At 65.0% G+C, this 22824-nt stretch carries 27 protein-coding genes; 26 read left to right on the top strand and 1 reads right to left on the bottom strand.

Annotated elements, in window-relative coordinates; translation table 11 throughout:
- Positions 1-302 precede the first annotated feature (302 nt).
- The 16 genes from ABMA32_RS21550 (at position 303) to ABMA32_RS21475 (ending at position 11685) form a co-directional block, all read left to right on the top strand.
- Positions 303-548: a helix-turn-helix domain-containing protein gene (locus ABMA32_RS21550; protein WP_242220541.1), complete on the top strand. Its 246-nt coding sequence runs from the start codon at positions 303-305 to the stop codon at positions 546-548.
- Between the two features lie 97 nt (positions 549-645).
- On the top strand, positions 646-927 hold the full coding sequence (locus tag ABMA32_RS21545; RefSeq protein ID WP_094543449.1) for a DNA -binding domain-containing protein: 282 nt from the start codon (positions 646-648) through the stop codon (positions 925-927).
- Positions 928-1029: 102 nt separating this feature from the next.
- Positions 1030-1254 carry a transcriptional regulator domain-containing protein gene (locus ABMA32_RS21540; RefSeq protein ID WP_349015798.1) on the top strand — a complete coding sequence of 75 codons (225 nt, stop codon included), beginning with the start codon at positions 1030-1032 and terminating at the stop codon, positions 1252-1254.
- 154 nt (positions 1255-1408) lie between these two features.
- Positions 1409-1804, top strand: coding sequence for a DUF2285 domain-containing protein (locus ABMA32_RS21535; protein ID WP_242220546.1), 396 nt, complete (start codon positions 1409-1411; stop codon positions 1802-1804).
- A gap of 140 nt (positions 1805-1944) precedes the next feature.
- Positions 1945-2226, top strand: coding sequence for a helix-turn-helix transcriptional regulator (locus ABMA32_RS21530; protein WP_094543441.1), 282 nt, complete (start codon positions 1945-1947; stop codon positions 2224-2226).
- Positions 2227-2244: 18 nt separating this feature from the next.
- Positions 2245-3411: a replication initiator protein A gene (locus ABMA32_RS21525; protein ID WP_242220548.1), complete on the top strand. Its 1167-nt coding sequence runs from the start codon at positions 2245-2247 to the stop codon at positions 3409-3411.
- Positions 3408-4061, top strand: a complete 654-nt coding sequence (gene parA, locus ABMA32_RS21520) for a ParA family partition ATPase (protein WP_242220550.1) — start codon at positions 3408-3410, stop codon at positions 4059-4061. The genes ABMA32_RS21525 and parA overlap by 4 nt, the downstream gene beginning before the upstream one ends.
- Positions 4058-4801 (top strand): DNA-methyltransferase, encoded by a 744-nt coding sequence (locus tag ABMA32_RS21515; RefSeq protein ID WP_242220551.1) that lies wholly within the window; start codon positions 4058-4060, stop codon positions 4799-4801. The genes parA and ABMA32_RS21515 overlap by 4 nt, the downstream gene beginning before the upstream one ends.
- Positions 4798-5049 carry a hypothetical protein gene (locus ABMA32_RS21510; protein WP_242220554.1) on the top strand — a complete coding sequence of 84 codons (252 nt, stop codon included), beginning with the start codon at positions 4798-4800 and terminating at the stop codon, positions 5047-5049. Before ABMA32_RS21515 ends, ABMA32_RS21510 begins: the two co-directional genes overlap by 4 nt.
- Positions 5046-5567 carry a DUF2840 domain-containing protein gene (locus ABMA32_RS21505; RefSeq protein ID WP_242220556.1) on the top strand — a complete coding sequence of 174 codons (522 nt, stop codon included), beginning with the start codon at positions 5046-5048 and terminating at the stop codon, positions 5565-5567. The genes ABMA32_RS21510 and ABMA32_RS21505 overlap by 4 nt, the downstream gene beginning before the upstream one ends.
- On the top strand, positions 5564-6109 hold the full coding sequence (locus tag ABMA32_RS21500) for a S26 family signal peptidase (RefSeq protein ID WP_242220557.1): 546 nt from the start codon (positions 5564-5566) through the stop codon (positions 6107-6109). The genes ABMA32_RS21505 and ABMA32_RS21500 overlap by 4 nt, the downstream gene beginning before the upstream one ends.
- Positions 6110-6154: 45 nt before the next feature.
- The gene (locus tag ABMA32_RS21495; RefSeq protein ID WP_094543428.1) at positions 6155-6490 is read left to right on the top strand and encodes a DUF736 domain-containing protein; all 336 of its coding nucleotides are present in this window, start codon (positions 6155-6157) and stop codon (positions 6488-6490) included.
- Positions 6491-7258, top strand: coding sequence for a lytic transglycosylase domain-containing protein (locus tag ABMA32_RS21490; RefSeq protein ID WP_242220559.1), 768 nt, complete (start codon positions 6491-6493; stop codon positions 7256-7258). It abuts the gene before it with no gap.
- 243 nt (positions 7259-7501) lie between these two features.
- Positions 7502-9241: a relaxase/mobilization nuclease domain-containing protein gene (locus tag ABMA32_RS21485; protein WP_242220561.1), complete on the top strand. Its 1740-nt coding sequence runs from the start codon at positions 7502-7504 to the stop codon at positions 9239-9241.
- Between the two features lie 24 nt (positions 9242-9265).
- Positions 9266-11251 carry a conjugal transfer protein TraG gene (locus tag ABMA32_RS21480; RefSeq protein ID WP_242220562.1) on the top strand — a complete coding sequence of 662 codons (1986 nt, stop codon included), beginning with the start codon at positions 9266-9268 and terminating at the stop codon, positions 11249-11251.
- A gap of 5 nt (positions 11252-11256) precedes the next feature.
- Positions 11257-11685, top strand: a complete 429-nt coding sequence (locus tag ABMA32_RS21475; RefSeq protein ID WP_133036410.1) for a CopG family transcriptional regulator — start codon at positions 11257-11259, stop codon at positions 11683-11685.
- Positions 11686-12036: 351 nt separating this feature from the next.
- Here the strand turns inward: ABMA32_RS21475 and ABMA32_RS21470 are convergent, their stop codons facing one another.
- Positions 12037-13218, bottom strand: coding sequence for an IS110 family RNA-guided transposase (locus tag ABMA32_RS21470; RefSeq protein WP_242220563.1), 1182 nt, complete (start codon positions 13216-13218; stop codon positions 12037-12039).
- A gap of 210 nt (positions 13219-13428) precedes the next feature.
- Here ABMA32_RS21470 and trbB point away from each other — a divergent pair, with 210 nt between their 5' ends.
- The 10 genes from trbB (at position 13429) to ABMA32_RS21420 (ending at position 22822) form a co-directional block, all read left to right on the top strand.
- Complete coding sequence (gene trbB / locus ABMA32_RS21465) at positions 13429-14412, top strand: P-type conjugative transfer ATPase TrbB (RefSeq protein ID WP_242220564.1); 984 nt, start codon at positions 13429-13431, stop codon at positions 14410-14412.
- A gap of 83 nt (positions 14413-14495) precedes the next feature.
- Positions 14496-14819 (top strand): TrbC/VirB2 family type IV secretion system protein, encoded by a 324-nt coding sequence (locus tag ABMA32_RS21460; RefSeq protein WP_394013052.1) that lies wholly within the window; start codon positions 14496-14498, stop codon positions 14817-14819.
- Positions 14819-15100 carry a VirB3 family type IV secretion system protein gene (locus ABMA32_RS21455; RefSeq protein ID WP_242220565.1) on the top strand — a complete coding sequence of 94 codons (282 nt, stop codon included), beginning with the start codon at positions 14819-14821 and terminating at the stop codon, positions 15098-15100. Before ABMA32_RS21460 ends, ABMA32_RS21455 begins: the two co-directional genes overlap by 1 nt.
- 10 nt (positions 15101-15110) lie before the next feature.
- Entirely contained in the window at positions 15111-17567 is a 2457-nt protein-coding gene (trbE, locus tag ABMA32_RS21450) for a conjugal transfer protein TrbE (RefSeq protein ID WP_242220567.1), read from the top strand.
- Positions 17564-18328, top strand: coding sequence for a P-type conjugative transfer protein TrbJ (gene trbJ / locus ABMA32_RS21445; protein WP_242220569.1), 765 nt, complete (start codon positions 17564-17566; stop codon positions 18326-18328). The genes trbE and trbJ overlap by 4 nt, the downstream gene beginning before the upstream one ends.
- A 21-nt stretch (positions 18329-18349) precedes the next feature.
- Positions 18350-18637 (top strand): putative entry exclusion protein TrbK-alt, encoded by a 288-nt coding sequence (gene trbK-alt / locus ABMA32_RS21440; protein ID WP_242220571.1) that lies wholly within the window; start codon positions 18350-18352, stop codon positions 18635-18637.
- 3 nt (positions 18638-18640) lie between these two features.
- Positions 18641-20002 carry a P-type conjugative transfer protein TrbL gene (gene trbL / locus ABMA32_RS21435; protein ID WP_242220578.1) on the top strand — a complete coding sequence of 454 codons (1362 nt, stop codon included), beginning with the start codon at positions 18641-18643 and terminating at the stop codon, positions 20000-20002.
- Entirely contained in the window at positions 19999-20688 is a 690-nt protein-coding gene (gene trbF / locus ABMA32_RS21430; RefSeq protein WP_242220580.1) for a conjugal transfer protein TrbF, read from the top strand. Before trbL ends, trbF begins: the two co-directional genes overlap by 4 nt.
- Positions 20685-21668, top strand: a complete 984-nt coding sequence (gene trbG, locus ABMA32_RS21425) for a P-type conjugative transfer protein TrbG (protein WP_242220582.1) — start codon at positions 20685-20687, stop codon at positions 21666-21668. Before trbF ends, trbG begins: the two co-directional genes overlap by 4 nt.
- Positions 21665-22822, top strand: a complete 1158-nt coding sequence (locus ABMA32_RS21420) for a TraB/TrbI/VirB10 family type IV secretion system protein (RefSeq protein ID WP_242220584.1) — start codon at positions 21665-21667, stop codon at positions 22820-22822. Before trbG ends, ABMA32_RS21420 begins: the two co-directional genes overlap by 4 nt.
- Positions 22823-22824: the final 2 nt, after the last annotated feature.

Below are 22824 nucleotides of genomic sequence, written 5' to 3'. Positions count from 1 at the left end.
GGTTCCCTCGCCCTCCTTCCCAAACCCATCCTCCTCTCCCGGGCCGAGGCTATGGCTTGGGGCCACGCTCGCCAGAGCCGCCCCGCCCGAGGCCGGAAGCCGTGTGGGCCAGATCTCCAGCCTGTGCGACCGGCCTCGATTTCTCCGGCCATTCTAGGAAAACCGAATCAGTTGCCGAGCTGGGTCGAGAAACGCAGCTATTAGTGGCTTGGGCTCAAAAATGGGGTGGATTTCTGCCGTAGGGCGACTAAAATAGTCGTAGTTCTGGAGTGCATGCGGGTCGAAGTGGGAGGTGATCATGTATGATCACCGCCCGACAATCACGGGCCGCACGCGCGCTGCTGGGTTGGACACAGGAGACGCTCGCTGACAAGGCCCGAGTATCGCTGACCGCGCTCAAACGCCTCGAATCCGAGAACGGATTCGACGTTTTCGAAACCACGCGAGATGGCGTACGGCGCGCGCTCGAATCGGCCGGGATCGTTCTTCTGGCGACAGAAAAAGGAGAAGGGGTCCTGTTGCTGCATCAAGCTGACCAGCCTGGTTAGCGCTTTGCGCCATCAACAGACGGTTTGCTGACATAAAAGCACTGTATTGCTCTTGGGGACAGTTAACGAACGTCGTGCACGTGACTATGGTACTCTGATGGGACAGGCGATACCGGCGTTCCTGGACGCGCCACCGTCCAGCGACACGCTTACGACTTACGACCGCGAGCACATGAAGCTCTATCTGCGGCTGCTCGACGCCGAGCGGGAGGGGGCCGACTGGCGTGAGGCTATTCACATCCTCTTCGGCCTCGATCCTCATGACGATCCGATGCGCTGTCGACTGATCCACAATTCCCACCTCGCACGCGCGCACTGGATGACCGAACACGGTTATCGCGAACTGGTTCGTGAAAGTCAGCGGAAGTCTGGATCGTGATGCGCTGAAGGCATCACCTGTTGATTTCAACGTGACTTCCAAAATCCAACCCGAACGGGAATTCTACAACCTCCAAGTCGCAATAGTCGCAGGAGGATCATCATGACGCCTGACGCATCTACATGGCGCTCGTCGGCTGAATACGACCATCTGGACACACTGACGCCATCCGATCTGGCCTGGGAATGGCTGCGCCGCAACGATGCTTACGATGCGGACTACGAAGCATCCGTGACTGAACGCGGAGCTCCGACCTCCGTGAACGAGCAGATCCAGCGGCGCTGGGGACTGCGATTTCCCTGTAGACCCTCTGACGCCGCCTCCTGAAGCTCCGGTTTTCTGGCTCCCGCTCCATGACACGAGCGTTGTCGTACTGATCGAAGCGCCACGCGACTTCCGTGACACTGAAGATTACCCGCTTCTCCTCCCATGGAGCGGCACGGCGCCGATCGGCGACGGTCGCGACTTTTTCCGTCTTCCTTTGCCGAACGATGAGCGCGTCCAGATTATCAACTACGTCGTCGAGGGCCGCACCGCATCGGTAGCCGCCATACCGCTCGGCATCGACGGCTTCGATCGGATAGAAGCGGTTTACCGCCTCCTTTCGGCCCTGCACGGGCGCGCCATCCCGCCCGACACGCGTTTGACGCCCCAGCAGCGGACCCGCCAGCGCAGAATGCTCCGCGCGTTCGACGGACATCGCGCTGGCGCGACACAGCAGGAAATCGCGCACGTCGTCCTCAACCAGGAGCGTCTCGATCGGGATGACTGGCAGGCGTCTTCTGCCCGCCATGCGATCAAGGCGCTGCTACGCGATGCCCGCAACATGATCGCCGGCGGCTATCGAAAGCTTCTCCGTCACCGCCGCCAATCCTGACGCGTCGCCCCGCCGCGGACGGTGGGCGATTTCGATACCCCCCAACTTCGCCCTGCAACTCGCCGCCTTCTCTCCGCCACCGTGGTCGCCGTCCGCCGCTTTCTCGCAGCGGCCGTCCCCAACACCACGGAGGCCCGACCATGCCACACGAACCCGTCTTTCTCCCGCCGCGCTTCCTGCGCACCAAGGAAGCGGCGGAATTCCTCAGCCTCTCCGCACGCACGCTCGAAAAGCACCGCACCTATGGCACCGGTCCGTCGTATCACAAGCTCGGCGGCCGCGTCGTCTATGCGATCGACGAGCTCGAAAGCTGGGCCGCCCGCGGCGCAGTGACCTCCACCTCGGATCCGCGCGGCTCGATCCTGCCAGCAAAGCGCCAGGCGCCCGTCCGGCCGGTCCACGCCGGCCGCTACGCACGCTGATCGCGGCCGGTTCCGTTCATGGCGGTGCGACGTCGATCCCTCTCGGAGCGCGGGCAGCTCGACCTGTTTCGCGCGCTCCCCGGCGACTTCGCGCCAAGAGACGCACAGGATCTCATGGCCTATCCCTTTTTCTCCCTCTCCAAGACCCATCGCACCGCGCCGATCGATTTCGTCGCCGGCAAAGTAACGATCAGGGTCGAGGCCGTTCACGACCACGGCATGGCGACCATCTGGGACGCCGATATCCTGATCTGGGCCGCGAGCCAGATCGTTGAAGCGCGCGACGCCGGGCTTCGCACGTCGCGGCTGATGGCCGCCACCCCTTACGAAATTCTCTCCTATGTCGGTCGCGGCACGAGCGCGCGCGATTATCAGCGGCTGAAGGCGGCGCTCGACCGCCTGCAATCGACAACGGTGTCCACCTCGATCCGCCAGCCGGCCGAAGGCCGTCGGCATCGCTTTTCCTGGATCAACGAGTGGCAGGAGCGCACCGGGCGCGACGGCCGTCCCGAAGGCATCGAGCTGATCGTACCGGACTGGTTCTACAAGGCCGTTCTCGACGATGCCCTCGTGCTCACGATCGACCGGGCCTATTTCGACCTGACGGGCGGCCTTGACCGCTGGCTCTATCGCCTCGTGCGCAAGCACGGCGGCCGCCAGCGACACGGCTGGCGCTTCGACTTCCGCCACCTCCACCAGAAATCGGGGAGCCTGTCGCCGTTCAAGCGCTTCGCCTTCGAACTGCGCGACATCGTCCGGCGACAGCCGCTTCCCGGCTACACGCTGTTCCTCGAAACGGAACCCGGCGGGCGCACGCTGCTTGCCTTCGAGCCCGCGCAGGCCTGTGGACAACCTGTGGACGGCCTCGTGCTATCAGGAACCCGAAGTATCGTGCTATCGGGAACCGGGGGCTCGTGCTATCGGGAACCCAAACCAGACCTAAGTCTCAGCGCAGAAACAAGAAATCGCGCCCTTAACTTAGAGTCTAACCAGGAATCTAACTCTGTAGATCGCGCGCGCGAGGTGGATAACCTCATTCGCGACGCCGCCAGAAACCTCAGCGTCGCCGCCAGGAAGAGCCTGCCGACGCCACCGGGCCCAGCCCGCGACCGTTCCGCTTCGCTGACATCAGACGACGCCCGAGCGCCGCGTCTCCCTCTCGATCCGCCGGGAGGACGCCGATGATCATCGCGCTCCTCAATCAGAAGGGTGGGGTCGGCAAGACCACACTCGCGCTGCATCTCGCCGGCGAGCTGGCACGCCGAGGCAGGCGCGTCACTCTTATCGACGCCGACCCGCAGGGCTCCGCGCTCGACTGGTCGCAGCAACGCTCGCGGGAAGGCCTGCCGCGCCTGTTCGGCGTCGTCGGCCTGGCGCGCGACACGTTGCATCGCGAAGCGCCCGAGCTCGCCCGTGACGTCGATCACATCGTCATAGACGGCCCGCCGCGCGTCGCAGGCCTCATGCGCTCCGCGCTGCTCGCGGCCGACCTCGTGGTCATCCCCGTACAGCCGTCGCCACTCGACGGCTGGGCCTCGGCCGAGATGCTGTCGCTCCTTGGCGAAGCACGCATCTATCGCCCCGAGCTCGTCGCCCGTTTTGCGCTCAATCGCTGCGGCGCGCGCACCGTCATCGCCCGCGAGACGGCTGAAACGCTCGCCGATCACGATCCGCCGGTGCTCGCCAGCACCATCGGCCAGCGCGTCGTCTTCGCCGACGCCGCACAGACCGGGCGGCTTGCGTCGGACATCGATGCGCGATCGCCCGCCGCCCGTGAAATTGCGGCCCTCGTCACCGAGATCGAGCGGCTGCGCATCGGGAGGGCGGCGTCATGATCGTCCTTACCGGCGACTGCCGCGAACACATGCCGTCGCATGGGCCATTCGACATAATCCTCGCCGATCCGCCGTACGGCGAGACGTCGCTCGCCTGGGATCGGCGCCTCGAGGGCTGGCTGGCGCTCGCGCGTGCCGCCCTCAAGCCGACCGGCTCGATCTGGGTCTTTGGCTCGCTGCACAGCTTCATGGCGACCGCCGAGCGGTTCGCTGACGTCAAGCTTCGCCTGGCACAGGAAATTGTCTGGGAGAAGCAGAACGGCACCTGCTTTCACGCAGATCGCTTCACGCGGGTGCACGAACTGGCCGTCCAGTGCTATCCCGGCGAAGCGGCCTGGCGCGACATCTACAACGATGTCCAGACTACGCCGGACGCTGCGGCGCGAACGGTGCACCGCAAGCAACGTCCTCCCCATACCGGCCACATCGACGCTGGTCACTACGTCAGTCATGACGGCGGGCCGCGCCTGATGCGCTCGGTCATCTACATGCGCAACGCTCATGGCCGCGCAATCCATCCAACCGAAACACCGTCGGCGCTTCCCGAAATCCTGATCCGCACGAGTTGCCCCGAAGGCGACCTCTTCGGCGATTTTTTCGCGGGGTCGGGTGCGGCCGGGGAAGCCTGCAGGCTGTCCGGCCGGCGCCATCTCGGCTGCGAGATTGACCCGGACATGGCTGCGAAAGCCCGCGCGCGCCTCGCATCCGTGCTGCCGTTCGACGGCGGAGGCGCGTCATGACAGCGCGTACCGAAAAACGCGGCTTTGCAACACGGCCGGCCGATCCGGGCGGCTGGATCAAGGCCGGCGACACCGCGCCCGCTTGTGGCGCCGCCGCCGTCTATTCCGCCCGACTGACCATCGACGTCACCCCCGCCATGCGCGGCCGCATCAAGGTCGCCGCCTTCAGCCGCGGAATGACCGTCGCCGACATGGTGCGCGATCTGCTCGCCCGCGAATTCCCCCCGACCGAAGGAGACCCAAAATGACCGGCATCGCGGCTACCCGCATGCGCGGCGGCCCGCTGCCGTCCGCCAATCCAACGGATGATCTGACCCGCGTGGAACTCACGTGGGTCGAGAAGAAGATCGAATACTGGATCAGGTTCGGCCGCGAGGCTCACGAGCAGATCCTCGATCGCCGCCGCCGTGTCGTCTGCTTTCGCCCGAACACCGTCTTCGCCTTCGTTCGCTGGGCCGCGAACGACTACGGCACGGTCATCTCGCGCATCGATATCGTGCGTTCGGTCGCACCGGGCGCGCCCTACCAGACGCTGCCTTTCGTGCGGCCCGGCGGCGAAATTCTCCTGAAGATCGAAGGCTGGCCGAAGGTCGAGAGCGTGCTGCGTCACGTCGATGGCATCGACGCGCTCGGCATCGATCCGGCCGATGTCGACCCCGACCACTGGCGGCACGTCGCCCACTGGATGAACGCCGGCGAAGCGCCGCGTCCCTACACGTTCGATCGCCATCAGGCATGGCTCCGGCGCCGGGAGATCGTGCGATGACGCGGCTCGATTACCTTGCGCTGACCGCCTTCGGCGTTCTTGGCATCGCCCTCGCCAGCGCCACGCCCTTGCCGATGAAGCTCGTCTGGAACGCGACCGCGAGCGAGCCCGTCGGCTTCTACACCATCGATCCCGTTGGTCGTCTCGAGGTGCCCGACCTTGTCGTCGTGATGCCGCCCGAGCCCGTCGCCTCGTTCATCGTGGAGCGCGGCTACGTCGCTCGCGGCGTGCCGCTTCTGAAGCGGGTGCTCGGCCTGCCGGGACAACGTGTCTGCCGCTCCGGGCATGCAATCAGCGTCGACGACGTTCCGCTTGGCGATGCGCTCGACCGCGACAGCCAGGGCCGTGACCTGCCGGTCTGGCAGGGCTGCCGCCGCATCGGCGACGGAGAGCTGTTCCTCATGAACCACGAGGTCCCAGACAGCCTCGACGGCCGCTACTTCGGCCCGCTTCCCGCCACCGCGGTGATCGGTCGGGCGACACCGCTTTTCACCGACGACGACGGCGAGGGCCGCTTCGTCTGGCGCGCGCCGACGCGGTGACAGCGCGACCAATGCAATCCCGCCGCACAACAGGAGACCAAGATCATGGCCAACATCGGACTTTTCACACGCACGGAATCCGGCTTCGAAGGGCGGTTCAGGGCGCTTGGCATCGACGAGGAAATCACCTTCGTCGCCGCCGAGCCCTCGGAGGCCAAGAACGCTCCAGCCTATCGCGTCCTGCTCGGCGACGAGGACGGGCTACCGATCGGCGCCGCCTGGGCGGCCGTCGGAGATCGGGCCGGCGAATTCTTCTCCGTCGAGATCTACAGCCCGTTGTTCGGCGGCACTCTGCGCGCCAACCTCTTCCGCGCCGGTGACGACGGCTCCGCCTGGGGCCTGCACACCAACCTCACTTCCAAGAAGCGGAAGGAGGACTGAATGGCGGCGGTTCAGCACCGCGCCAGCGCCGGCGGCTTGACTGCTGTCCGGCGCTCAGCGCTCCTCCTTCTTCTTTCCGGCCTGACGTTCGCCGCGGCTGAAACGCCCGCTGTTCTGGCGCAGGTTCCGTCCACCGTCGGAGCCGCGTCGGCGCATCCGCACGCCGCGAACATCACCGAGGCGTCGCGACGCTTCGGCGTCCCGGCAGCCTGGATCGTCGCCGTGATGGCTGCAGAAAGCGCGGGCGATGTGCGCGCCGTATCGTCGGCGGGCGCGATGGGCCTTATGCAGGTCATGCCCGACACATGGGCCGAGCTCCGCACCCGCCACGGCCTTGGTCGCGATCCCTACGATCCTCGCGACAACATCCTTGCCGGCACCGCGTACCTCCGTGAAATGTGGGACCGCTACGGCGACGTCGCAGCCATGCTCGCCTCCTACAATGCCGGCCCGGCGCGCTACGACGAGCATCGCTCGAAAGGTCGCCCGCTGCCTGCCGAGACGCGGGCCTACGTCGCTTCGCTTGCGCCCGCGCTGCGCGGCGAGCGGCCCTTGAACGGCGGCTCCATTATCGTGCGACCGCCCGACTGGCGCGAGGCGGGGATCTTCGTCGTGCGCGAGGGTGGCACTTCCGCCGCCAGTCCAGCGCAGGCGGGCCGCGCGTCAGACCACGCGCTCCCATCCCTCACGGCGACCCCGGATTCGATCACCGCCTTGCAACGCCAAGAGCTGTTTGTCGCGGGCAATGCAGCGGGAGGCCGGCCATGAGCGGCCCTCCATCAAGGTGCATCCCCTCGGGCTCTGGCGTGTCGTGGAGAACGCCGGGGGTGGGGGCAGGCGCAGCGACCGGACGATGGCAGGATAAAAGGGCGCACGGTGCGCTTCGGTCGGGCGGTTGTTTTTGTTCATGTTTTTGGCGCGTTCCGCACCGTGTAGCGCCTTCGCGCACCGTGCGCTCCGCGCCCATGTTCCTGATTTTTCGGTCCTTTTTGCACCGTGCGGAGTCGCGTCATGTTCGATGACCTCGAGTTCCGCATACGTCCGGGCCGCATCCGATCGACCCGCGCGCAACAGACCCGGCCTTTTGTTGCGCAGGCGCTCGCTGCAGCGAAGAAGGCAGGCGGCGGCGTCTCGCGATCCGGCCGCGTCACCTCCGGCAATCGCTCACGCTTCGGGCGTGGCCAGCGCGCCAGCATTCAGGCTAATCGCCTCATCACGTCGCGCACGCGTGGCGCCGTCGTCAAGGCGCGTGTGGTCCGTCACACCGCTCGATCCGCGCCGCTCGGAACGCATCTCGACTATTTGCGCCGCGACGGCGTGACCCGTGACGGGGAGAAGGCGCGGCTGTTCGGGCCGGGAACGGAGAATGCCGACGCCCGCGCCTTCGCAGAGCGCTGTGGCGATGACCGGCATCATTTCCGCTTCATCGTCTCGCCCGACGACGCCCCCGACATGGCGGACCTTAGATCCTTCACCCGCGATCTCGTCGGCCAGATGGAAAAAGATCTCGGCACGAAGCTCGACTGGGTCGCCGTCGATCACTGGAACACCGAGCATCCGCATGTCCACCTGATCGTGCGCGGCGTGCGGGACGATGGCCAGGACCTCGTGATCTCGCGCGACTACATCAAGGAGGGCATGCGCGACCGGGCGCGCGAGCTCATCACCCAGGAGTTGGGACCGCGCACCGATCTCGATATCCGCCGTACTCTCGAAAGCCAGATCGAGACCGAACGCTGGACGCAGCTCGACCGCCAGCTTGTCCGCGACGCCGGCAAGTCCGGCATCATCGATCTCGCGCCGCGCGCCGACCGCCAGCCGGACGAGTTCCACGCGCTGAAGGTCGGCCGGCTGCGGACGCTGGAAATTCTCGGTGTCGCGGGACAGGTCGGCCATTCGCAATGGTTCATCAGGCCCGAGGCGGAGAGCGTCCTGCGCGAGCTCGGCGAGCGCGGCGACATCATCAAGCGCATGCACCGCGCTCTCACCGAGCGCGGCATCGAGCGCGGCTCGGCAAGCTATGTGCTCGCCGGGGAAAGCCTCGACGTGCCCGTTGTCGGTCGCCTGCTCGAACGCGGTCTGGATGACGAGCTGAAGGGGACGGCCTATGCCGTGGTCGACGGTGTCGACGGTCGCACCCATCATATCAAGCTGCCGCATCTCGATGCCGCTGGCGACAGCCCACCCGGATCGATCGTCGAGCTGCGCGCTTACGAGGATGCGCAAGGTCAGCGCCGCGTCGCGCTCGCCGTCCGCTCCGATCTGGATATCCACTCTCAGGTCAACGCAGCGGGTGCTACCTGGCTCGATCGGCAGGCGGTTGCCCGCGAGCCCATCGAGCTCTCGGAGGGTGGCTTCGGCGCCGAGGTACAGCGGGCCCTCGAGCAACGCGCCGAGCACCTGATCGGCGAAGGTCTCGCCGAACGGCAGGGCGGGCGCGTCGTCTTCGCGCGGCGACTGCTCAACACGCTATGCGATCGCGAGGTCAGTGCGCTGGGCGAAAAGCTCGCCGCCGAGACCGGCCGGCCATTCAACTATGCCGACGGCGGCGAGTATGTCGCCGGCTCCTATCGCCAGCGCTTCACGCTCGCCTCCGGCCGCTTCGCCATGATCGACGACGGCCTCGGCTTCCAGCTCGTACCCTGGTCTCCCTCTCTCGAAAAGCAGATCGGCCGCCACGTCTCCGGCGTCGCCCGCGACGATGGCGGCGTCGACTGGGACTTCGGCCGCAAGCGGGGGATCGGCCTCTAACACCCGTCAGAAAGGAGCCTCGCCATGTCCGGCACCAAGATCCTCTGGGGACAGATCACGATCGTCTTCCTGATCGTGCTCGTTACCACCTGGGGCGCGACGCAGTATGTTGCGTGGAGCCTCGGCTATCAGGCGCAGCTCGGCGAGCCGTGGTTCAGGCTCTTCGGCGTTCCGATCTATTTTCCGGCCGCTATCATGTGGTGGTGGTACTTTTACGACGCCTACGCGCCGGGCATATTCGCGACCGGCGGCATGATCGCTGCGTCGGGCGGTTTCATCGCGATCGCGGTCGCCATCGGCATGTCGGTCTGGCGAGCGCGCGAACAGAAGAATGTCGCCACCTATGGCTCGGCCCGCTGGGCAGAGAAGCCCGAGATCGAGGCTGCGGGTCTGCTCGATCCCGACGGCGTGGTACTCGGCCGATACGATCGCGAGTATCTGCGCCATGATGGGCCGGAGCATGTGCTGTGCTTTGCGCCTACCCGATCCGGCAAGGGTGTCGGTCTCGTCGTGCCTTCGCTCCTCACCTGGCCGGGCTCGGCGATCGTCCATGATATCAAGGGTGAGAACTGGACGCTGACCGCGGGCTTCCGGTCACTCCATGGCCGTGTGTTGCTGTTCGATCCGACCAATCCCAAATCCTCCGCCTGCAATCCGCTGCTCGAGGTCCGCCGGGGCGAATGGGAGGTTCGCGACGTCCAGAACATCGCCGACATTCTCGTTGATCCCGAGGGGAGCCTGGACAAAAGGAATCACTGGGAAAAGACCAGCCATTCACTTCTGGTCGGTGCAATCCTGCATGTCCTCTATGCCGAGCCGGAAAAGACTCTGGCCGGCGTCGCCAACTTCCTCTCCGATCCGAAGCGCCCGGTTGAGTCGACGCTGCGCGCCATGATGAAGACAGCGCATCTGGGCGAGGCCGGCCCACACCCTGTCGTGGCCAGCGCGGCGCGCGAGCTCCTCAACAAATCCGACAATGAGCGCTCCGGCGTTCTATCAACCGCCATGTCGTTTCTCGGATTGTACCGCGATCCTGTCGTTGCCGAGGTCACGCGGCGCTGCGACTGGCGGATCAGCGACATCGTCGGCGGCGAGCATCCGACGACGCTCTACCTCGTCGTGCCGCCCAGCGACATCAACCGGACCAAGCCGCTGATCCGCCTGCTGTTCAATCAGATCGGCCGTCGCCTGACCGAAGAGCTCCAGGCGAAGACCGGGCGCCATCGTCTCCTCCTCATGCTCGACGAGTTTCCCGCGCTCGGCCGCCTCGACTTCTTCGAGACCGCGCTGGCCTTCATGGCGGGGTATGGGTTGAAGAGCTTCCTGATCGCGCAATCGCTGAACCAGATCGAGAAAGCCTATGGGCCGAACAATTCGATCCTCGACAACTGCCATGTTCGCGTGAGCTTCGCGACGAACGACGAGCGGACGGCCAAGCGCGTCTCGGACGCGCTCGGGACGGCCACCGAGATGAAGGCCATGAAAAACTATGCCGGGCACCGTCTGTCGCCCTGGCTCGGCCACCTGATGGTGTCCCGCTCGGAAACCGCCCGCCAGTTGCTCACGCCGGGCGAGATCATGCAGCTTCCGCCGGCCGACGAGATCGTCATGGTCGCCGGCATTCCGCCGATCCGGGCGAAAAAGGCTCGCTACTATGAGGATGCCCGTTTCCGCGAACGCCTAATGTCGCCGCCCGCCCTGAACCGCCCGGAACATATTCGTCCGGACGACTGGACCAGCCTGCCGATCCCGGCGCGGCCGGAAGCGCTCAATGCGCAACCCGCAGGTCGATCCGACGACGAGGACCCGACCGAATCCGAACGGCGGCTGCAGCACGAGCTCCACCGGGTAAAGCCGGTAGAAAAGAAAGCGCCGATCGAGAACGAGTTCGAGATCGAGCCGCCTGACGACGTCGATGAGGATGCCGTGCGCAACCAGCGCATGATCCGCCAGATGCAGGGCGTCGCACGGCAGGTCTCGCTCGATCCGAATGACGGCATGGAACTGTAGGCGCCATGACCAGTCACCGGAAGAAGATAAAGACCACGGTCTATCTGGACCCCGATGTCGAGAAGACGCTGGCGGATTTCGCCGCCCGCCGCGATCAATCGCAGTCCATGATAGCAGAGGCGGCTATCGCGTCGTTCCTCTCGCCGGACGATGCCGAGCGACGGGAGGCGATCGTCGCCAAGCGCCTCGACCAGATCGACCGCCGCATGACGCGCCTGGAACGGGACGTTGGCATCGCCGTCGAGACCCTTGCGGTGTTCATCCGCTTCTGGATCACCACGACGCCCGCCTTGCCGGAGCCGGCGGCGCAGGCAGCGCGTGCCAAATCCAGCGAGCGATATGAAGCGTTCATCACCGCGCTGGGCCGGCGTCTGGCGCAGGGGCCGAAGCTCCGTCAGGAGATTTCAGAAGATGTGCCCGAATCGGACGCCTGAACACCTCGCGCGCGGCATCTGGGAATCGATACGACCAGTTCAAGAACAGAGGCGCACCGCCGTTCTCCTCACATGGGGAGAGGTTGGTCAAGGCGGTGATCGTTGTTTCATGGTTATCATTCCTGGTCTCTGATCATCGGGATTTCGGGCGAGCCTTTATCGTCATGCGCGTTGCTCCACGCGCAAACCTCACATCCGGTCGCCGTCCTCGACGGCTGCACCAACATTCCGCTTTCGGCGGCAGGGCTCGGGAGACGGAACCATTCTGTATTGCGGCATACAGGCCAGGAGAACGGACGGTCCGTCAGCCCGATTTCTTCGTCGCTGATCAGGCCACGAAGAAAGGGAACATCACGCGGCTTTCATTGCGACCCCGTCGGGCAACACACCCTGGGTGACATATTTCCACAGCGCCACGAGGAGTTTTCGCGCCAGCGCGGCGATCATGATCTTCTTCATCCTACCTCCTTGCGGACCGGTTCGTTCATGGAACCATCGTGCAAGGCGGCTATCAGGCTGATGCCGCAGCCAAAGCCAGGCCAATTCGATCATGGCCGTGCGCAGGCGTGGGTTGCCCGCCTGCGAGATGCCTTGTTCGCGATTGATCGATCCACTTCGCCACGGAGTCGGGGCCAGCCCCGCATAGGACGCAATCTGCCGCCGGTTCTCATATCTGCGGAAAAGGCCTTCGGTCACCATGACCGAGGCAAATTCGGGCCCAATGCCTCTGATCTTCATGAGCAGTGAACCCGCACTTATGTCGCTGACTGCCGCATCCTCGACATCGGCCGGCGCGATACACTGTTTGGCCAGCTCGAGCCGGGCTTCCTCGATCGCCTTCATCTGGACGAGGAGCAGTTCCAAACGATCCAGCATGCGTTCGAGTTGATGCTTCATGTTGTGCCCAAGGGCACGGCCGTCTCCCGTCCGCAGTTCGGTGAGTCGCGGACGTCTGTTCGGTCGCATGGGTTCATAGTCACGGATTCCCTGCGATAGCAGAAGGCCCTTCATTCGATTCACAAGCCGTACGCGCTCGCCGATCAGTTCGCGGCGTTCGCGAGTCAGGCGGCGACGATCCTCATCTTCGGGATTGATCGGCCTGACCATCGAGCAGACGCGCGGGTCGCCACGGAGCCAAGCCATCAGCGTTCTGAGCAACATCTCGCCGTCGATCCTATCGGTCTTGGCGTTTCGCGCCCGTCTGGGCTGGGCAATCGAGGCCGGATCGACGATGTGGCTTTGCACACCGGCGGCTTCCAATGCCCGGCGGAGCCAGAATCCTTCATATCCAGCTTCCTGAATGGAAATGACCGGGACATCGTGCCCCAGCTCCCGGCTGGCCCTCATACGGAATTCCGAGAGCTTCGCCAACAGATCCTCAAGATCTCCACCAGCAACCAGATAGCGTGACATTCGGACATGGTTGGTGGGGCGAATCACTGTCACCAGCCATTTGGTTCGCGACAGTTCCAGCGAGACCAGAACGGCTTCCGGAACGCTCTTGGGGATGATGAAATCGACAGTCTTCTCCATGGTACGGCTCCTATTGCTGCATCTTCTTCGCCAGAGTTTGCAAAAGAACGCCGTGGCTTCCAGCGCACGACATTTTCCCCATGGAATCTGTATTTGCACGCCACGCTACTACTACGACCGAAACTTGTTGAATCGGCCTGACTCCGGGCTCTTTTAATCATCCCCGATCCGGGGATCATCTGTTGCGTCCCCACGAGAAACGGGGACGAAATGGCATCTATCCACCACAGGCAGGAAGCGAGCCAGCGTGGCGCGCGCATGCTGCGCACCGCGCTCGGCAGCGCCATCGCGCGATTTCTGGAAGACCCGGCCGTGGTCGAGGTGATGCTGAATCCCGATGGGCGCATCTGGGTGGATCGGCTTTCCGAAGGGCTGGCCGACACCGGCGAGACGATGACGGCCGCCGATGGCGAGCGCATCGTGCGTCTGGTCGCGCACCATGTCGGTGCGGAGGTCCACGCCCGCTCGCCGCGCGTCTCGGCCGAGTTGCCGGAATCGGGTGAGCGTTTTGAGGGGCTGCTTCCGCCAGTCGTAGCATCACCCGCCTTCGCTATTCGCAAGCCGGCTGTCGCGGTCTTCACGCTCGACGATTATGTGGCCGCCGGCATCATGACGGCCGACCAGGCGGTGAAGCTGCGCACGGCGGTCCAGTCCCGCGCCAACATACTCGTCGCTGGGGGCACTTCTACCGGCAAGACAACGCTGACCAACGCGCTGCTCGCCGAAGTGGCGAAGACAGCAGATCGCGTCGTCATCATCGAGGATACCCGCGAGCTGCAATGCGCAGCGCCGAACCTGGTCGCGATGCGGACCAAGGATGGCGTTGCCACGCTTTCCGATCTCGTCCGCTCCTCGCTTCGCCTCCGGCCCGACCGCATTCCCATCGGCGAGGTCCGCGGTTCAGAAGCGCTCGACCTGCTCAAAGCCTGGGGCACCGGCCACCCCGGCGGCATAGGCACCATCCACGCTGGCTCCGGCATCGGCGCGCTGCGTCGCCTCGAGCAACTCATCCAGGAAGCCGTCGTCACCGTTCCGCGCGCGCTGATCGCCGAGACCATCGATCTCGTCGCCGTCCTCTCCGGCCGCGGCTCGTCGCGCCGGCTCGCCGAGCTCGCGCGTGTCGACGGCATCGATCCCGCCACCGGCGACTACCGCATCACCCCCGCAACCACCTCGAATGGAGAAGCTGAATGAATTCGCCCGTCGTTCCGAATGTGACCAATCCACCCGTCCTGTCGTCCGTGCCCATCGGTCCAGATCTGCCCGCCGACTCGATCATGCGCGGCAGCTACCGGCGTCTCGCCAGTTCGACCGCGCTCTTCACCATCATGATACTGGCCGCCACGCCGCCGGCCCATGCCTCCGGCTCCTCCATGCCGTGGGAACAGCCGCTTCAACAGATCCTCCAGTCGATCGAGGGGCCGGTCGCCAAGATCGTGGCGGTGATCATCATCATCGCCACCGGCCTGGCGCTCGCCTTCGGCGACACCAGCGGCGGCTTCCGCCGCCTGATCCAGATCGTATTCGGTCTGTCGATCGCCTTCGCGGCCAGCTCGTTCTTCCTCAGCTTCTTCAGCTTCGGCGGCGGGGTACTTGTCTGATGGCGGCGGTCCTCGAACAACTCGACGCGGTGCCGGGCTTTTCGGTGCCCGTCCATCGCGCCTTGACCGAGCACATCCTGCTGGGCGGTGCGCCGCGCTCCATCGCGATCATGAACGGCACGCTGGCCGGGGCCGTGGGCCTCGGCCTGCGCCTCTGGCTCGTCGGCCTCACCATCTGGGCAATCGGTCATTTCGTGGCCGTCTGGGCGGCCCGTCGCGATCCGCTCTTTGTCGAGGTCGGGCGCAGGCATCTGCGCATTCCGGCTTTCCTCGCGGTGTGAGGAGGCGGCCATGATGAATCTCGCCGAATATCGTCGCACTGCCGCTCGCCTCGCCGACTATTTGCCATGGGTCGCTCTGGTCGCTCCCGGCGTCGTGCTGAACAAGGATGGCTCGTTTCAGCGCACGGCCCGCTTTCGGGGTCCGGATCTGGATTCCTCCGTCGCGGCCGAGCTGATTGCCGTTGCGAGCCGCATCAACAACGCTTTCCGCCGCCTTGGCCTGGGCTGGAGCATTTTCGTCGAGGCGCAACGGTACGAGGCTGCCACCTATCCCGACAACATCTTTCCCGATCCCGCGTCGGCTTTGGTCGATGCCGAGCGCAAGGCCGACTTCGAAGAAGCCGGCGCACATTTCGTATCGAGCTATTTTCTCACATTCCTGTTTCTTCCACCGGCCGAGGAAGCAGCGCGCACCGAGTCCTGGCTTTATGAAGGGCGTGAGCGCTCGGGCGTCGACCCGTACGAGATTCTGCGTGCCTTCACCGACCGCACCGATCGCGTGCTGGCGCTGCTCGACGGTTTCATGCCGTCCTGCGGCTGGCTCGATGACAGCGAGACGCTGACCTACCTGCATTCCAGCGTGTCGACGAAACGCCATCGTGTCCGCGTACCGGAAACGCCGATCTATCTCGACGCGCTGCTCGCCGATCAGCCGCTCACCGGCGGTCTGGAGCCACGTCTTGGCGATCAGAACCTGCGTGTGCTGACCGTCGTCGGCTTCCCGACCGCGACAACGCCGGGCCTGCTCGACGATCTGAACCGGCTGGCCTTCCCGTATCGCTGGTCAACGCGTGCGATCCTCCTCGACAAGACCGACGCGACCAAGCTGCTGACCAAAATTAGGCGGCAGTGGTTCGCCAAGCGCAAGTCGATTGCCGCGATCCTCAAGGAGGTGATGACCAACGAACAGTCGGTGCTGGTGGACACCGACGCCGCCAACAAGGCCGCCGACGCGGACATGGCCTTGCAGGAGCTCGGCGCCGACGTCGCCGGCATGGCCTATGTCACCGCCACGATCACGGTCTGGGACGCCGACCCGCGTCTTGCCGACGAAAAACTGCGGCTGGTCGAGAAGGTCATCCAGGGCCGCGACTTCACGGCGATGATCGAGACGGTGAACGCGGTGGACGCCTGGCTCGGCAGTCTGCCCGGCCATGTCTATGCAAACGTGCGTCAGCCGCCGATCTCGACGCTCAATCTCGCCCACATGATTCCCCTCTCCGCCGTGTGGGCGGGGCCGGAACGGGACGATCACTTCGATGCGCCCCCGCTGCTTTACGGCAGAACCGAAGGTTCGACCCCGTTCCGGTTGTCTTTGCATGTCGGTGATGTCGGCCACACGCTCGTCGTCGGCCCAACAGGGGCGGGCAAATCCGTGCTTCTCGCCCTCATGGCGTTGCAGTTCCGCCGTTACCTCCGCAGCCAGGTCTTCGCTTTCGATTTCGGCGGTTCGATCCGCGCAGCATCGCTCGCCATGGGCGGCGACTGGCACGATCTCGGCGGCGGCCTGACCGAAGGATCGGAATCCTCGGTATCGCTCCAGCCGCTGGCCCGCATTCACGACACCTATGAGCGTGCCTGGGCCGCCGACTGGACCGTCGCGATCCTCCTGCGGGAAGGGATTAAAATCACCCCGGAGGCAAAGGAGCACATCTGGACGGCGCTCACCTCCCTCGCATCGGCGCCGGTCGGTGAGCGCACGATCACTGGCCTCAGCGTCCTTCTCCAGTCCAACGAACTCAAGCAGGCACTCCGCCCGTACTGCGTCGGCGGTCCCTATGGCCGCTTGCTCGATGCCGAAGCCGAGCATCTCGGCTCGGCCGACGTGCAGGCATTCGAGATCGAGGGGCTGGTCGGAACGGGCGCTGCGCCTGCTGTGCTCGCCTATCTCTTCCACCGCATTGGCGACAGGCTGGACGGGCGGCCGACGCTGCTCATCATCGACGAAGGCTGGCTGGCGCTAGACGACGAAGGCTTCGCCGGCCAGCTCCGCGAATGGCTGAAGACGCTGCGCAAGAAAAACGCCTCGGTCATCTTCGCCACCCAGTCGCTCAGCGACATCGATAATTCGGACATTGCCCCGGCCATCATCGAAAGTTGCCCGACGCGACTGCTCCTCCCGAACGAACGGGCAGTCGAACCGCAGATCACAGCCATCTATCGCCGCTTCGGTCTCAATGACCGTCAGATCGAGATCCTCGCGCGAGCGACGCCCAAGCGCGACTACTACTGCCAGTCTCGCCGCGGAAATCGCCTTTTCGAGCTGGGCCTCTCAGAACTCGGCCTGGCGCTCTGCGCCGCATCGTCGAAATCCGACCAGACCCTGATCGCCAACCTCGTCGCCGAGCACGGCCGCGAGGGCTTCCTCGCCGCTTGGCTCGAAGCCCGCGAACTCGGCTGGGCGATCGACCTGCTCCCGAATTTCCCAACGCTCACCCCCCAGCCCGAAAAGGATCTTCAGCCATGAGCATCCATCGACTTCGCAAATCCTCCGCCGTTCTTGCTGCCGCCATGCTGGCCGTCCCGATCGCAGTTTCGCCGTTGGCGACCGTGCCCGCTTATGCGTGGAAAATTGTCTATGACCCCAGCAACTACGCGCAAAATGTCCTAACAGCCGCGCGTACGCTGGAGCAGATCAACCACCAGATCACCTCGCTTCAGAACGAAGCGACCATGCTCATCAACCAGGCGAGGAATCTGGCAAACCTGCCGTTCTCCTCGCTCCAGACCCTTCAGCAGAATGTTCAAAAAACCCAGCAGCTCCTGAAGCAGGCGCAGAACATTGCCTTCGACGTGCAGAACATCGATCAGGTGTTCCAGCAGCAATACGGCAGCGTCTCGATGTCGGCGAGCGAGCAGCAGCTCGTCACCGCTGCGCGTAGCCGCTGGCAGAACACCGTCGGCAGCTTGCAGGACGCGATGCGCGTGCAGGCCGGCGTCGTTGGTAACATCGACACCAACCGTACGCAGATGAGCGAACTGGTGAGCCAGAGCCAGGGCGCGACCGGCGCGCTTCAGGCCACGCAGGCCGGCAACCAGCTCCTCGCCCTCCAGTCGCAGCAGCTTTCCGATCTGGTCGCGCTGCTCGCCGCCAATGGTCGATCGGGCGCGCTGACCGAAGCCGAGCGCACCGCCGCGGCCGAGCAGGGGCGCGAACAGCGCCGCCGCTTTCTGACGCCCGGCTCCGGCTATCACCCCGGCAGCGCGCGGATGTTCAACGGCAACTGAGGGCCAGAAAGGAGCACTGTCATGGACAGCAAGATGCTGGCCCGGCTGGGCGCTGTCGTATTCGTCGCCGTCGCCATCACGGCGGCGGTTGTGGAGATGACTCGCAAGGACGAGGCGCCGGCGGGAGCGCCGGCGCGCATCGTCGAGCCCGCGCGCGATCCGCTGCGCGAGGGCCAGCGCCGGTGCCAGCAGCTTGGTCAGCAGGCCGCGAGCGACGCCGAATGCCTGCGCGTCTGGGCCGAGACCCGCAATCGATTCCTCGGCCGTCCGATTGCTCCGGCATCGCCGTCCTCAAGCGACAGGCGGTGATCCATGGGCGGCTCGGGGGTAATCGACAGCTTTCTTGGGACATTCACCCAATACATCGACAGCGGCTTCGGCCTTCTCAGCGGCGAGGTGGCGTTTATCGCGAGCACGCTCATCGTGATCGACGTGACGCTCGCGGCGCTGTTCTGGAGCTGGGGCGCCGATGACGACATCATCGCACGCCTCGTCAAGAAGACGCTGTTCGTCGGCGTCTTCGCCTATTTGATTTCCAACTGGAACAATCTCGCGAAGATCGTCTTCGACAGCTTTTCGGGTCTCGGCCTGAAAGCCTCCGGGACCGGCTTCACCGCACAGGATCTCCTCCGCCCTGGCAAGGTGGCGCAGACCGGCCTCGACGCGGCACGGCCGCTGCTCGAATCCATTTCCGATCTGATGGGCTGGATCGCGTTCTTCGAGAATTTCATCCAGATCGCTTGCCTGCTCTTTGCCTGGGCGCTCGTCATCCTCGCGTTTTTCATTCTCAGCGTCCAACTGTTCGTGACGCTGATCGAGTTCAAATTGAGCACGTTGGCGGGCTTCGTGCTGATTCCGTTCGGCCTCTTCGGGAAGACCGCGTTCATGGCCGAGCGTGTGCTTGGCAACGTGATCTCCAGCGGCATCAAAGTCCTGGTTCTCGCCGTCATCGTAGGCATCGGTTCGACGCTCTTCAGCCAGTTCACCCAAGGCTTCGGTGGCCAGACCCCGAGCATCGACGACGCCATGGCGGTCGTGCTCGCTGCCCTTTCGCTCGTCGGCCTCGGAATCTTTGGACCCGGCATCGCATCGGGTCTCGTTAGCGGCGGTCCGCAGCTTGGCGCTGGCGCCGCGGTCGGCACCGGTCTCGCCGTGGGCGGCGCGGCACTGGCCGCCGGCGGCGGCGCTATGCTTGCCGCGAGAGGCGGCGCAGCGCTTCTCTCCGGGGGAGCCGCGGTCGCCCGTGGCGGAGCTGCGGCGGCCGGAGCGGCATCGTCGGCTTACACGCTCGGCTCCATGGGACAGTCCGGCGCTTCGGGTGTGGCGTCCGGCGTCGGCGGTGTCGCGCGCGCTGCCGGATCGGCCGCCACGTCGCCTTTACGTCGAGCTGCGTCGCGCGCGTCGGAGAGCATGAAATCCAGCTTCTCCGACGGCGCCCGCGCCGGCTTCGGCGCCACCGGCGGCACATCCACCATGGGGTCGGTCGGCGGCGAGGCGGAGCCTTCTTCCGTCGCGCCCGCGACGACGACTGACCAGCCCCCCGCATGGGCTCAGCGCATGAAGCGCGGCCGCCATGTCTCCCACGGCGTCAGCGCCGCCGCGCATGCCGTCCGTTCCGGCGACAGCCACGGGTCCGGCGCATCCGTCAATCTCTCTGAAAGTGACCGCTCATGAATCTCTTCAAAAGGCCCGCCGTTCATTACGGCAAGACGCCCCAACCCGAAACGCCGTACCAGAGGGCAAGCCAAGTCTGGGACGAGCGTATCGGCTCGGCTCGCGTGCAGGCGAAGAACTGGCGCTACATGGCGTTCGGCTCCCTGATCCTGTCGGCCGGTTTTGCCGCCGCCCTGGTCTATCAGTCGGCGCGAGGAACCGTCGTGCCATGGGTTGTTCAGGTGGACAATCTCGGCCAGGCGCAGGCGGTCGAGCCCGCCACCGCCGATTTCCGCCCGACCGATCCGCAAGTCGCCTGGCACCTCGCGCGTTTCATCGAACAGACGCGGAGCATTCCGGCCGACCCGATCATCGTCCGGCAGAACTGGCTCCGAGCTTACGAATGGACGACGGATCGCGGCGCCGCGGCACTAAATGACTACGCCCGCGCCAACGACCCGTTCACCAAAGTCGGCAAGCAGCAGATCGCAGTCGAGGTCTCCAGCGTCATTCGGGCGTCGCCCGACAGCTTCCGTGTCGCTTGGACGGAGCGGCATTTCGAGAATGGCCAGCTCTCCTCCACCCAGCGATGGACTGCGATCCTGACCATCGTGATCCAGCCACCGCGGGATGCTGAGCGGATAAAGGTCAATCCGCTGGGGATCTACGTCAACGCCATCAACTGGTCGCGGGAGATGAGCCAATGAAGCCGGCTTTCCGCAACCACGCCATTCCGGCTTTCCGTAAATCCGTGCTTCCGGTTCTGCTGCTTTCCGCCACTACGTTGGCCGGCTGCGCGACGCCGCAGAAGCCGCCGGAGATCAGCTACGATCGGGATGTTCCGGCTTTGCCAGCCGTTCCGGTGTCCGTAACTGACGATCGGCCGCGTCCGATCCACATTCCTCCGGCCTGGACGCCGGCAAAGGGCGGCACGGCGGCCAGTACACCAGTCGCTCGCGTCGAAAACGCCAATGCAGCCGCTCGCGTGCAGCCGCGCCGGGAGGGCTACTTCAATGCAATCCAGATATATCCCTGGTCAGACGGCGCGCTCTATCAGGTCTATGCAGCTCCTGGGCAGATCACCGACATCGCGCTGGAACCCGGCGAGTCGCTGACGGGCGCCGGGCCGATTGCAGCCGGCGATACCGCCCGCTGGATTATCGGAGATACCGAGAGCGGCAGCGGCACGACCCGCCGCGTGCATATCCTCGTGAAGCCCTCCCGTCCGGACATCACGACCAATCTCGTCGTTACCACTGACCGACGTGTCTACATGATTGAGCTGCTTTCCGGAACGAAGCCTTATATGCCCTCCGTCGCATGGTCCTATCCGCGGACGCGCGCCGGACAAAGCCAGAGCATCCCGGCGACCCCGGTCATCGCGGCCGTTGCGGCGCGCAACTACCGATACGGTTTGACTGGTGGGAATCCGCCCTGGAAACCAGTCTCCGTCTATGACGACGGCCGCAGGGTTTACGTCGAGTTTCCTCGCGGGATCGTCCAGGGCGAAATGCCGCCGATCTTCGTCATCGGTCCAGAGGGCGAAGCCCAGATCGCCAACACCCGCGTCCACCGACACATCCTGATTGTCGATCGTCTGTTCGGCGCGGCCGAATTGCGCCTCGGCAGCGGTGATAAGCAGCAAACGGTGAGGATTGTCCGTACCGACGGGAGGCCCGCGTCATGAGCGAGGAAAACAGCAATACGAGCGCTCCGATGCGTCTGCGGGCCGAGCCGCCGCGCGTCACCCGGCTGTCGCGCAAGGTGCTTGCGAGCGTCACTGCCGTCGCTCTGGTCGGCATAGGCGGCGCTCTGATTTACGCACTCCAAACCCGGAACGCCGGCCGCGACGGAGAGGAGCTTTACTCGACCGCTAATCGCCAGACCGCGGATGGTCTCGCCGGATTGCCGCGAGACTACACCGGCCCTGTTCTCGGCCCGCCCTTACCGGGCGATCTCGGACGACCTATTCTGGATGCACAGAACCGAGGCCAGCCCGTCGTTCCTCCGACGATCGCGACGTCGGGTGTCGACGAAGCCGAACAACGGCGAATTGAGGAGGAAGAGGCCGCGCGCACGTCGCGAGTCTTCTTCCAGACCCAGCCGGGCACGACCGCGGCGGCGCGGGTAGGTCTGGCCACACCTGGCATTCCCGATGTCGATCTCGCCGGCCTTGCGGGTCAAGTAGGCCGGCAAACCGCCCAGGATCGACAGAACGCTTTCCTCAATGGGCCGGCCGACCGCCGCACAACCTCGTCGGATCGCGTCCTGGCACCCGCTTCGCCCTTCGTGCTCCAGGCCGGCGCGGTTATCCCGGCTGCGCTCATCACCGGGATACGCTCCGATCTTCCAGGCCAAATCACGGCCCAGGTGACGGAAAATATCTACGATAGCCCGACCGGTCGCAGCCTTCTCGTTCCGCAAGGCACGCGGATTGTCGGCCAGTACGACAACAACGTCCAGTTCGGCCAAAGACGGGCGCTGCTGGTCTGGAACCGGCTGATCTTCCCGAACGGCCGCTCCATCGTCCTCGAACGCCAGCCGGGCGCCGACACGCAAGGATACGCTGGTCTTGAGGATGGGGTCGATTATCACTGGTGGGATCTCGCCAAAGCGGCCGGTCTCTCCACGCTGCTCGCGGTCGGCACGGAACTAGCGGTCAGCGATGAGGACCGCTTGGTCCGTGCTATCCGCGACGGCGCACAGGACACCATCAACGACGCCGGGCAGCAGATCGTCCGGCGCCAATTGCAGGTCGCACCGACGTTGACCATCCGGCCAGGCTTCCCCGTTCGCGTTATCGTCACGCGCGATCTCGTCCTCGAACCCTACAGAGGCTGACC

Source organism: Mesorhizobium quangtriensis (genome assembly GCF_040081925.1).
Classification (GTDB): domain Bacteria; phylum Pseudomonadota; class Alphaproteobacteria; order Rhizobiales; family Rhizobiaceae; genus Mesorhizobium_K; species Mesorhizobium_K quangtriensis.
This window is presented reverse-complemented; position numbering and strand designations above follow the sequence as displayed.

What these genes read in the sequence shown, in the direction of transcription:
- ABMA32_RS21550 (WP_242220541.1), top strand. Translation starts at nt 303, where the DNA reads ATGATCACCGCCCGACAATCACGGGCCGCACGCGCGCTGCTGGGTTGG.
- ABMA32_RS21545 (WP_094543449.1), top strand. Translation starts at nt 646, where the DNA reads ATGGGACAGGCGATACCGGCGTTCCTGGACGCGCCACCGTCCAGCGAC.
- ABMA32_RS21540 (WP_349015798.1), top strand. Translation starts at nt 1,030, where the DNA reads ATGACGCCTGACGCATCTACATGGCGCTCGTCGGCTGAATACGACCAT.
- ABMA32_RS21530 (WP_094543441.1), top strand. Translation starts at nt 1,945, where the DNA reads ATGCCACACGAACCCGTCTTTCTCCCGCCGCGCTTCCTGCGCACCAAG.
- ABMA32_RS21525 (WP_242220548.1), top strand. Translation starts at nt 2,245, where the DNA reads ATGGCGGTGCGACGTCGATCCCTCTCGGAGCGCGGGCAGCTCGACCTG.
- parA (WP_242220550.1), top strand. Translation starts at nt 3,408, where the DNA reads ATGATCATCGCGCTCCTCAATCAGAAGGGTGGGGTCGGCAAGACCACA.
- ABMA32_RS21515 (WP_242220551.1), top strand. Translation starts at nt 4,058, where the DNA reads ATGATCGTCCTTACCGGCGACTGCCGCGAACACATGCCGTCGCATGGG.
- ABMA32_RS21510 (WP_242220554.1), top strand. Translation starts at nt 4,798, where the DNA reads ATGACAGCGCGTACCGAAAAACGCGGCTTTGCAACACGGCCGGCCGAT.
- ABMA32_RS21505 (WP_242220556.1), top strand. Translation starts at nt 5,046, where the DNA reads ATGACCGGCATCGCGGCTACCCGCATGCGCGGCGGCCCGCTGCCGTCC.
- ABMA32_RS21500 (WP_242220557.1), top strand. Translation starts at nt 5,564, where the DNA reads ATGACGCGGCTCGATTACCTTGCGCTGACCGCCTTCGGCGTTCTTGGC.
- ABMA32_RS21495 (WP_094543428.1), top strand. Translation starts at nt 6,155, where the DNA reads ATGGCCAACATCGGACTTTTCACACGCACGGAATCCGGCTTCGAAGGG.
- ABMA32_RS21490 (WP_242220559.1), top strand. Translation starts at nt 6,491, where the DNA reads ATGGCGGCGGTTCAGCACCGCGCCAGCGCCGGCGGCTTGACTGCTGTC.
- ABMA32_RS21485 (WP_242220561.1), top strand. Translation starts at nt 7,502, where the DNA reads ATGTTCGATGACCTCGAGTTCCGCATACGTCCGGGCCGCATCCGATCG.
- ABMA32_RS21480 (WP_242220562.1), top strand. Translation starts at nt 9,266, where the DNA reads ATGTCCGGCACCAAGATCCTCTGGGGACAGATCACGATCGTCTTCCTG.
- ABMA32_RS21475 (WP_133036410.1), top strand. Translation starts at nt 11,257, where the DNA reads ATGACCAGTCACCGGAAGAAGATAAAGACCACGGTCTATCTGGACCCC.
- ABMA32_RS21470 (WP_242220563.1), bottom strand. Translation starts at nt 13,218, where the DNA reads ATGGAGAAGACTGTCGATTTCATCATCCCCAAGAGCGTTCCGGAAGCC.
- trbB (WP_242220564.1), top strand. Translation starts at nt 13,429, where the DNA reads ATGGCATCTATCCACCACAGGCAGGAAGCGAGCCAGCGTGGCGCGCGC.
- ABMA32_RS21460 (WP_394013052.1), top strand. Translation starts at nt 14,496, where the DNA reads ATGCGCGGCAGCTACCGGCGTCTCGCCAGTTCGACCGCGCTCTTCACC.
- ABMA32_RS21455 (WP_242220565.1), top strand. Translation starts at nt 14,819, where the DNA reads ATGGCGGCGGTCCTCGAACAACTCGACGCGGTGCCGGGCTTTTCGGTG.
- trbE (WP_242220567.1), top strand. Translation starts at nt 15,111, where the DNA reads ATGATGAATCTCGCCGAATATCGTCGCACTGCCGCTCGCCTCGCCGAC.
- trbJ (WP_242220569.1), top strand. Translation starts at nt 17,564, where the DNA reads ATGAGCATCCATCGACTTCGCAAATCCTCCGCCGTTCTTGCTGCCGCC.
- trbK-alt (WP_242220571.1), top strand. Translation starts at nt 18,350, where the DNA reads ATGGACAGCAAGATGCTGGCCCGGCTGGGCGCTGTCGTATTCGTCGCC.
- trbL (WP_242220578.1), top strand. Translation starts at nt 18,641, where the DNA reads ATGGGCGGCTCGGGGGTAATCGACAGCTTTCTTGGGACATTCACCCAA.
- trbF (WP_242220580.1), top strand. Translation starts at nt 19,999, where the DNA reads ATGAATCTCTTCAAAAGGCCCGCCGTTCATTACGGCAAGACGCCCCAA.
- trbG (WP_242220582.1), top strand. Translation starts at nt 20,685, where the DNA reads ATGAAGCCGGCTTTCCGCAACCACGCCATTCCGGCTTTCCGTAAATCC.
- ABMA32_RS21420 (WP_242220584.1), top strand. Translation starts at nt 21,665, where the DNA reads ATGAGCGAGGAAAACAGCAATACGAGCGCTCCGATGCGTCTGCGGGCC.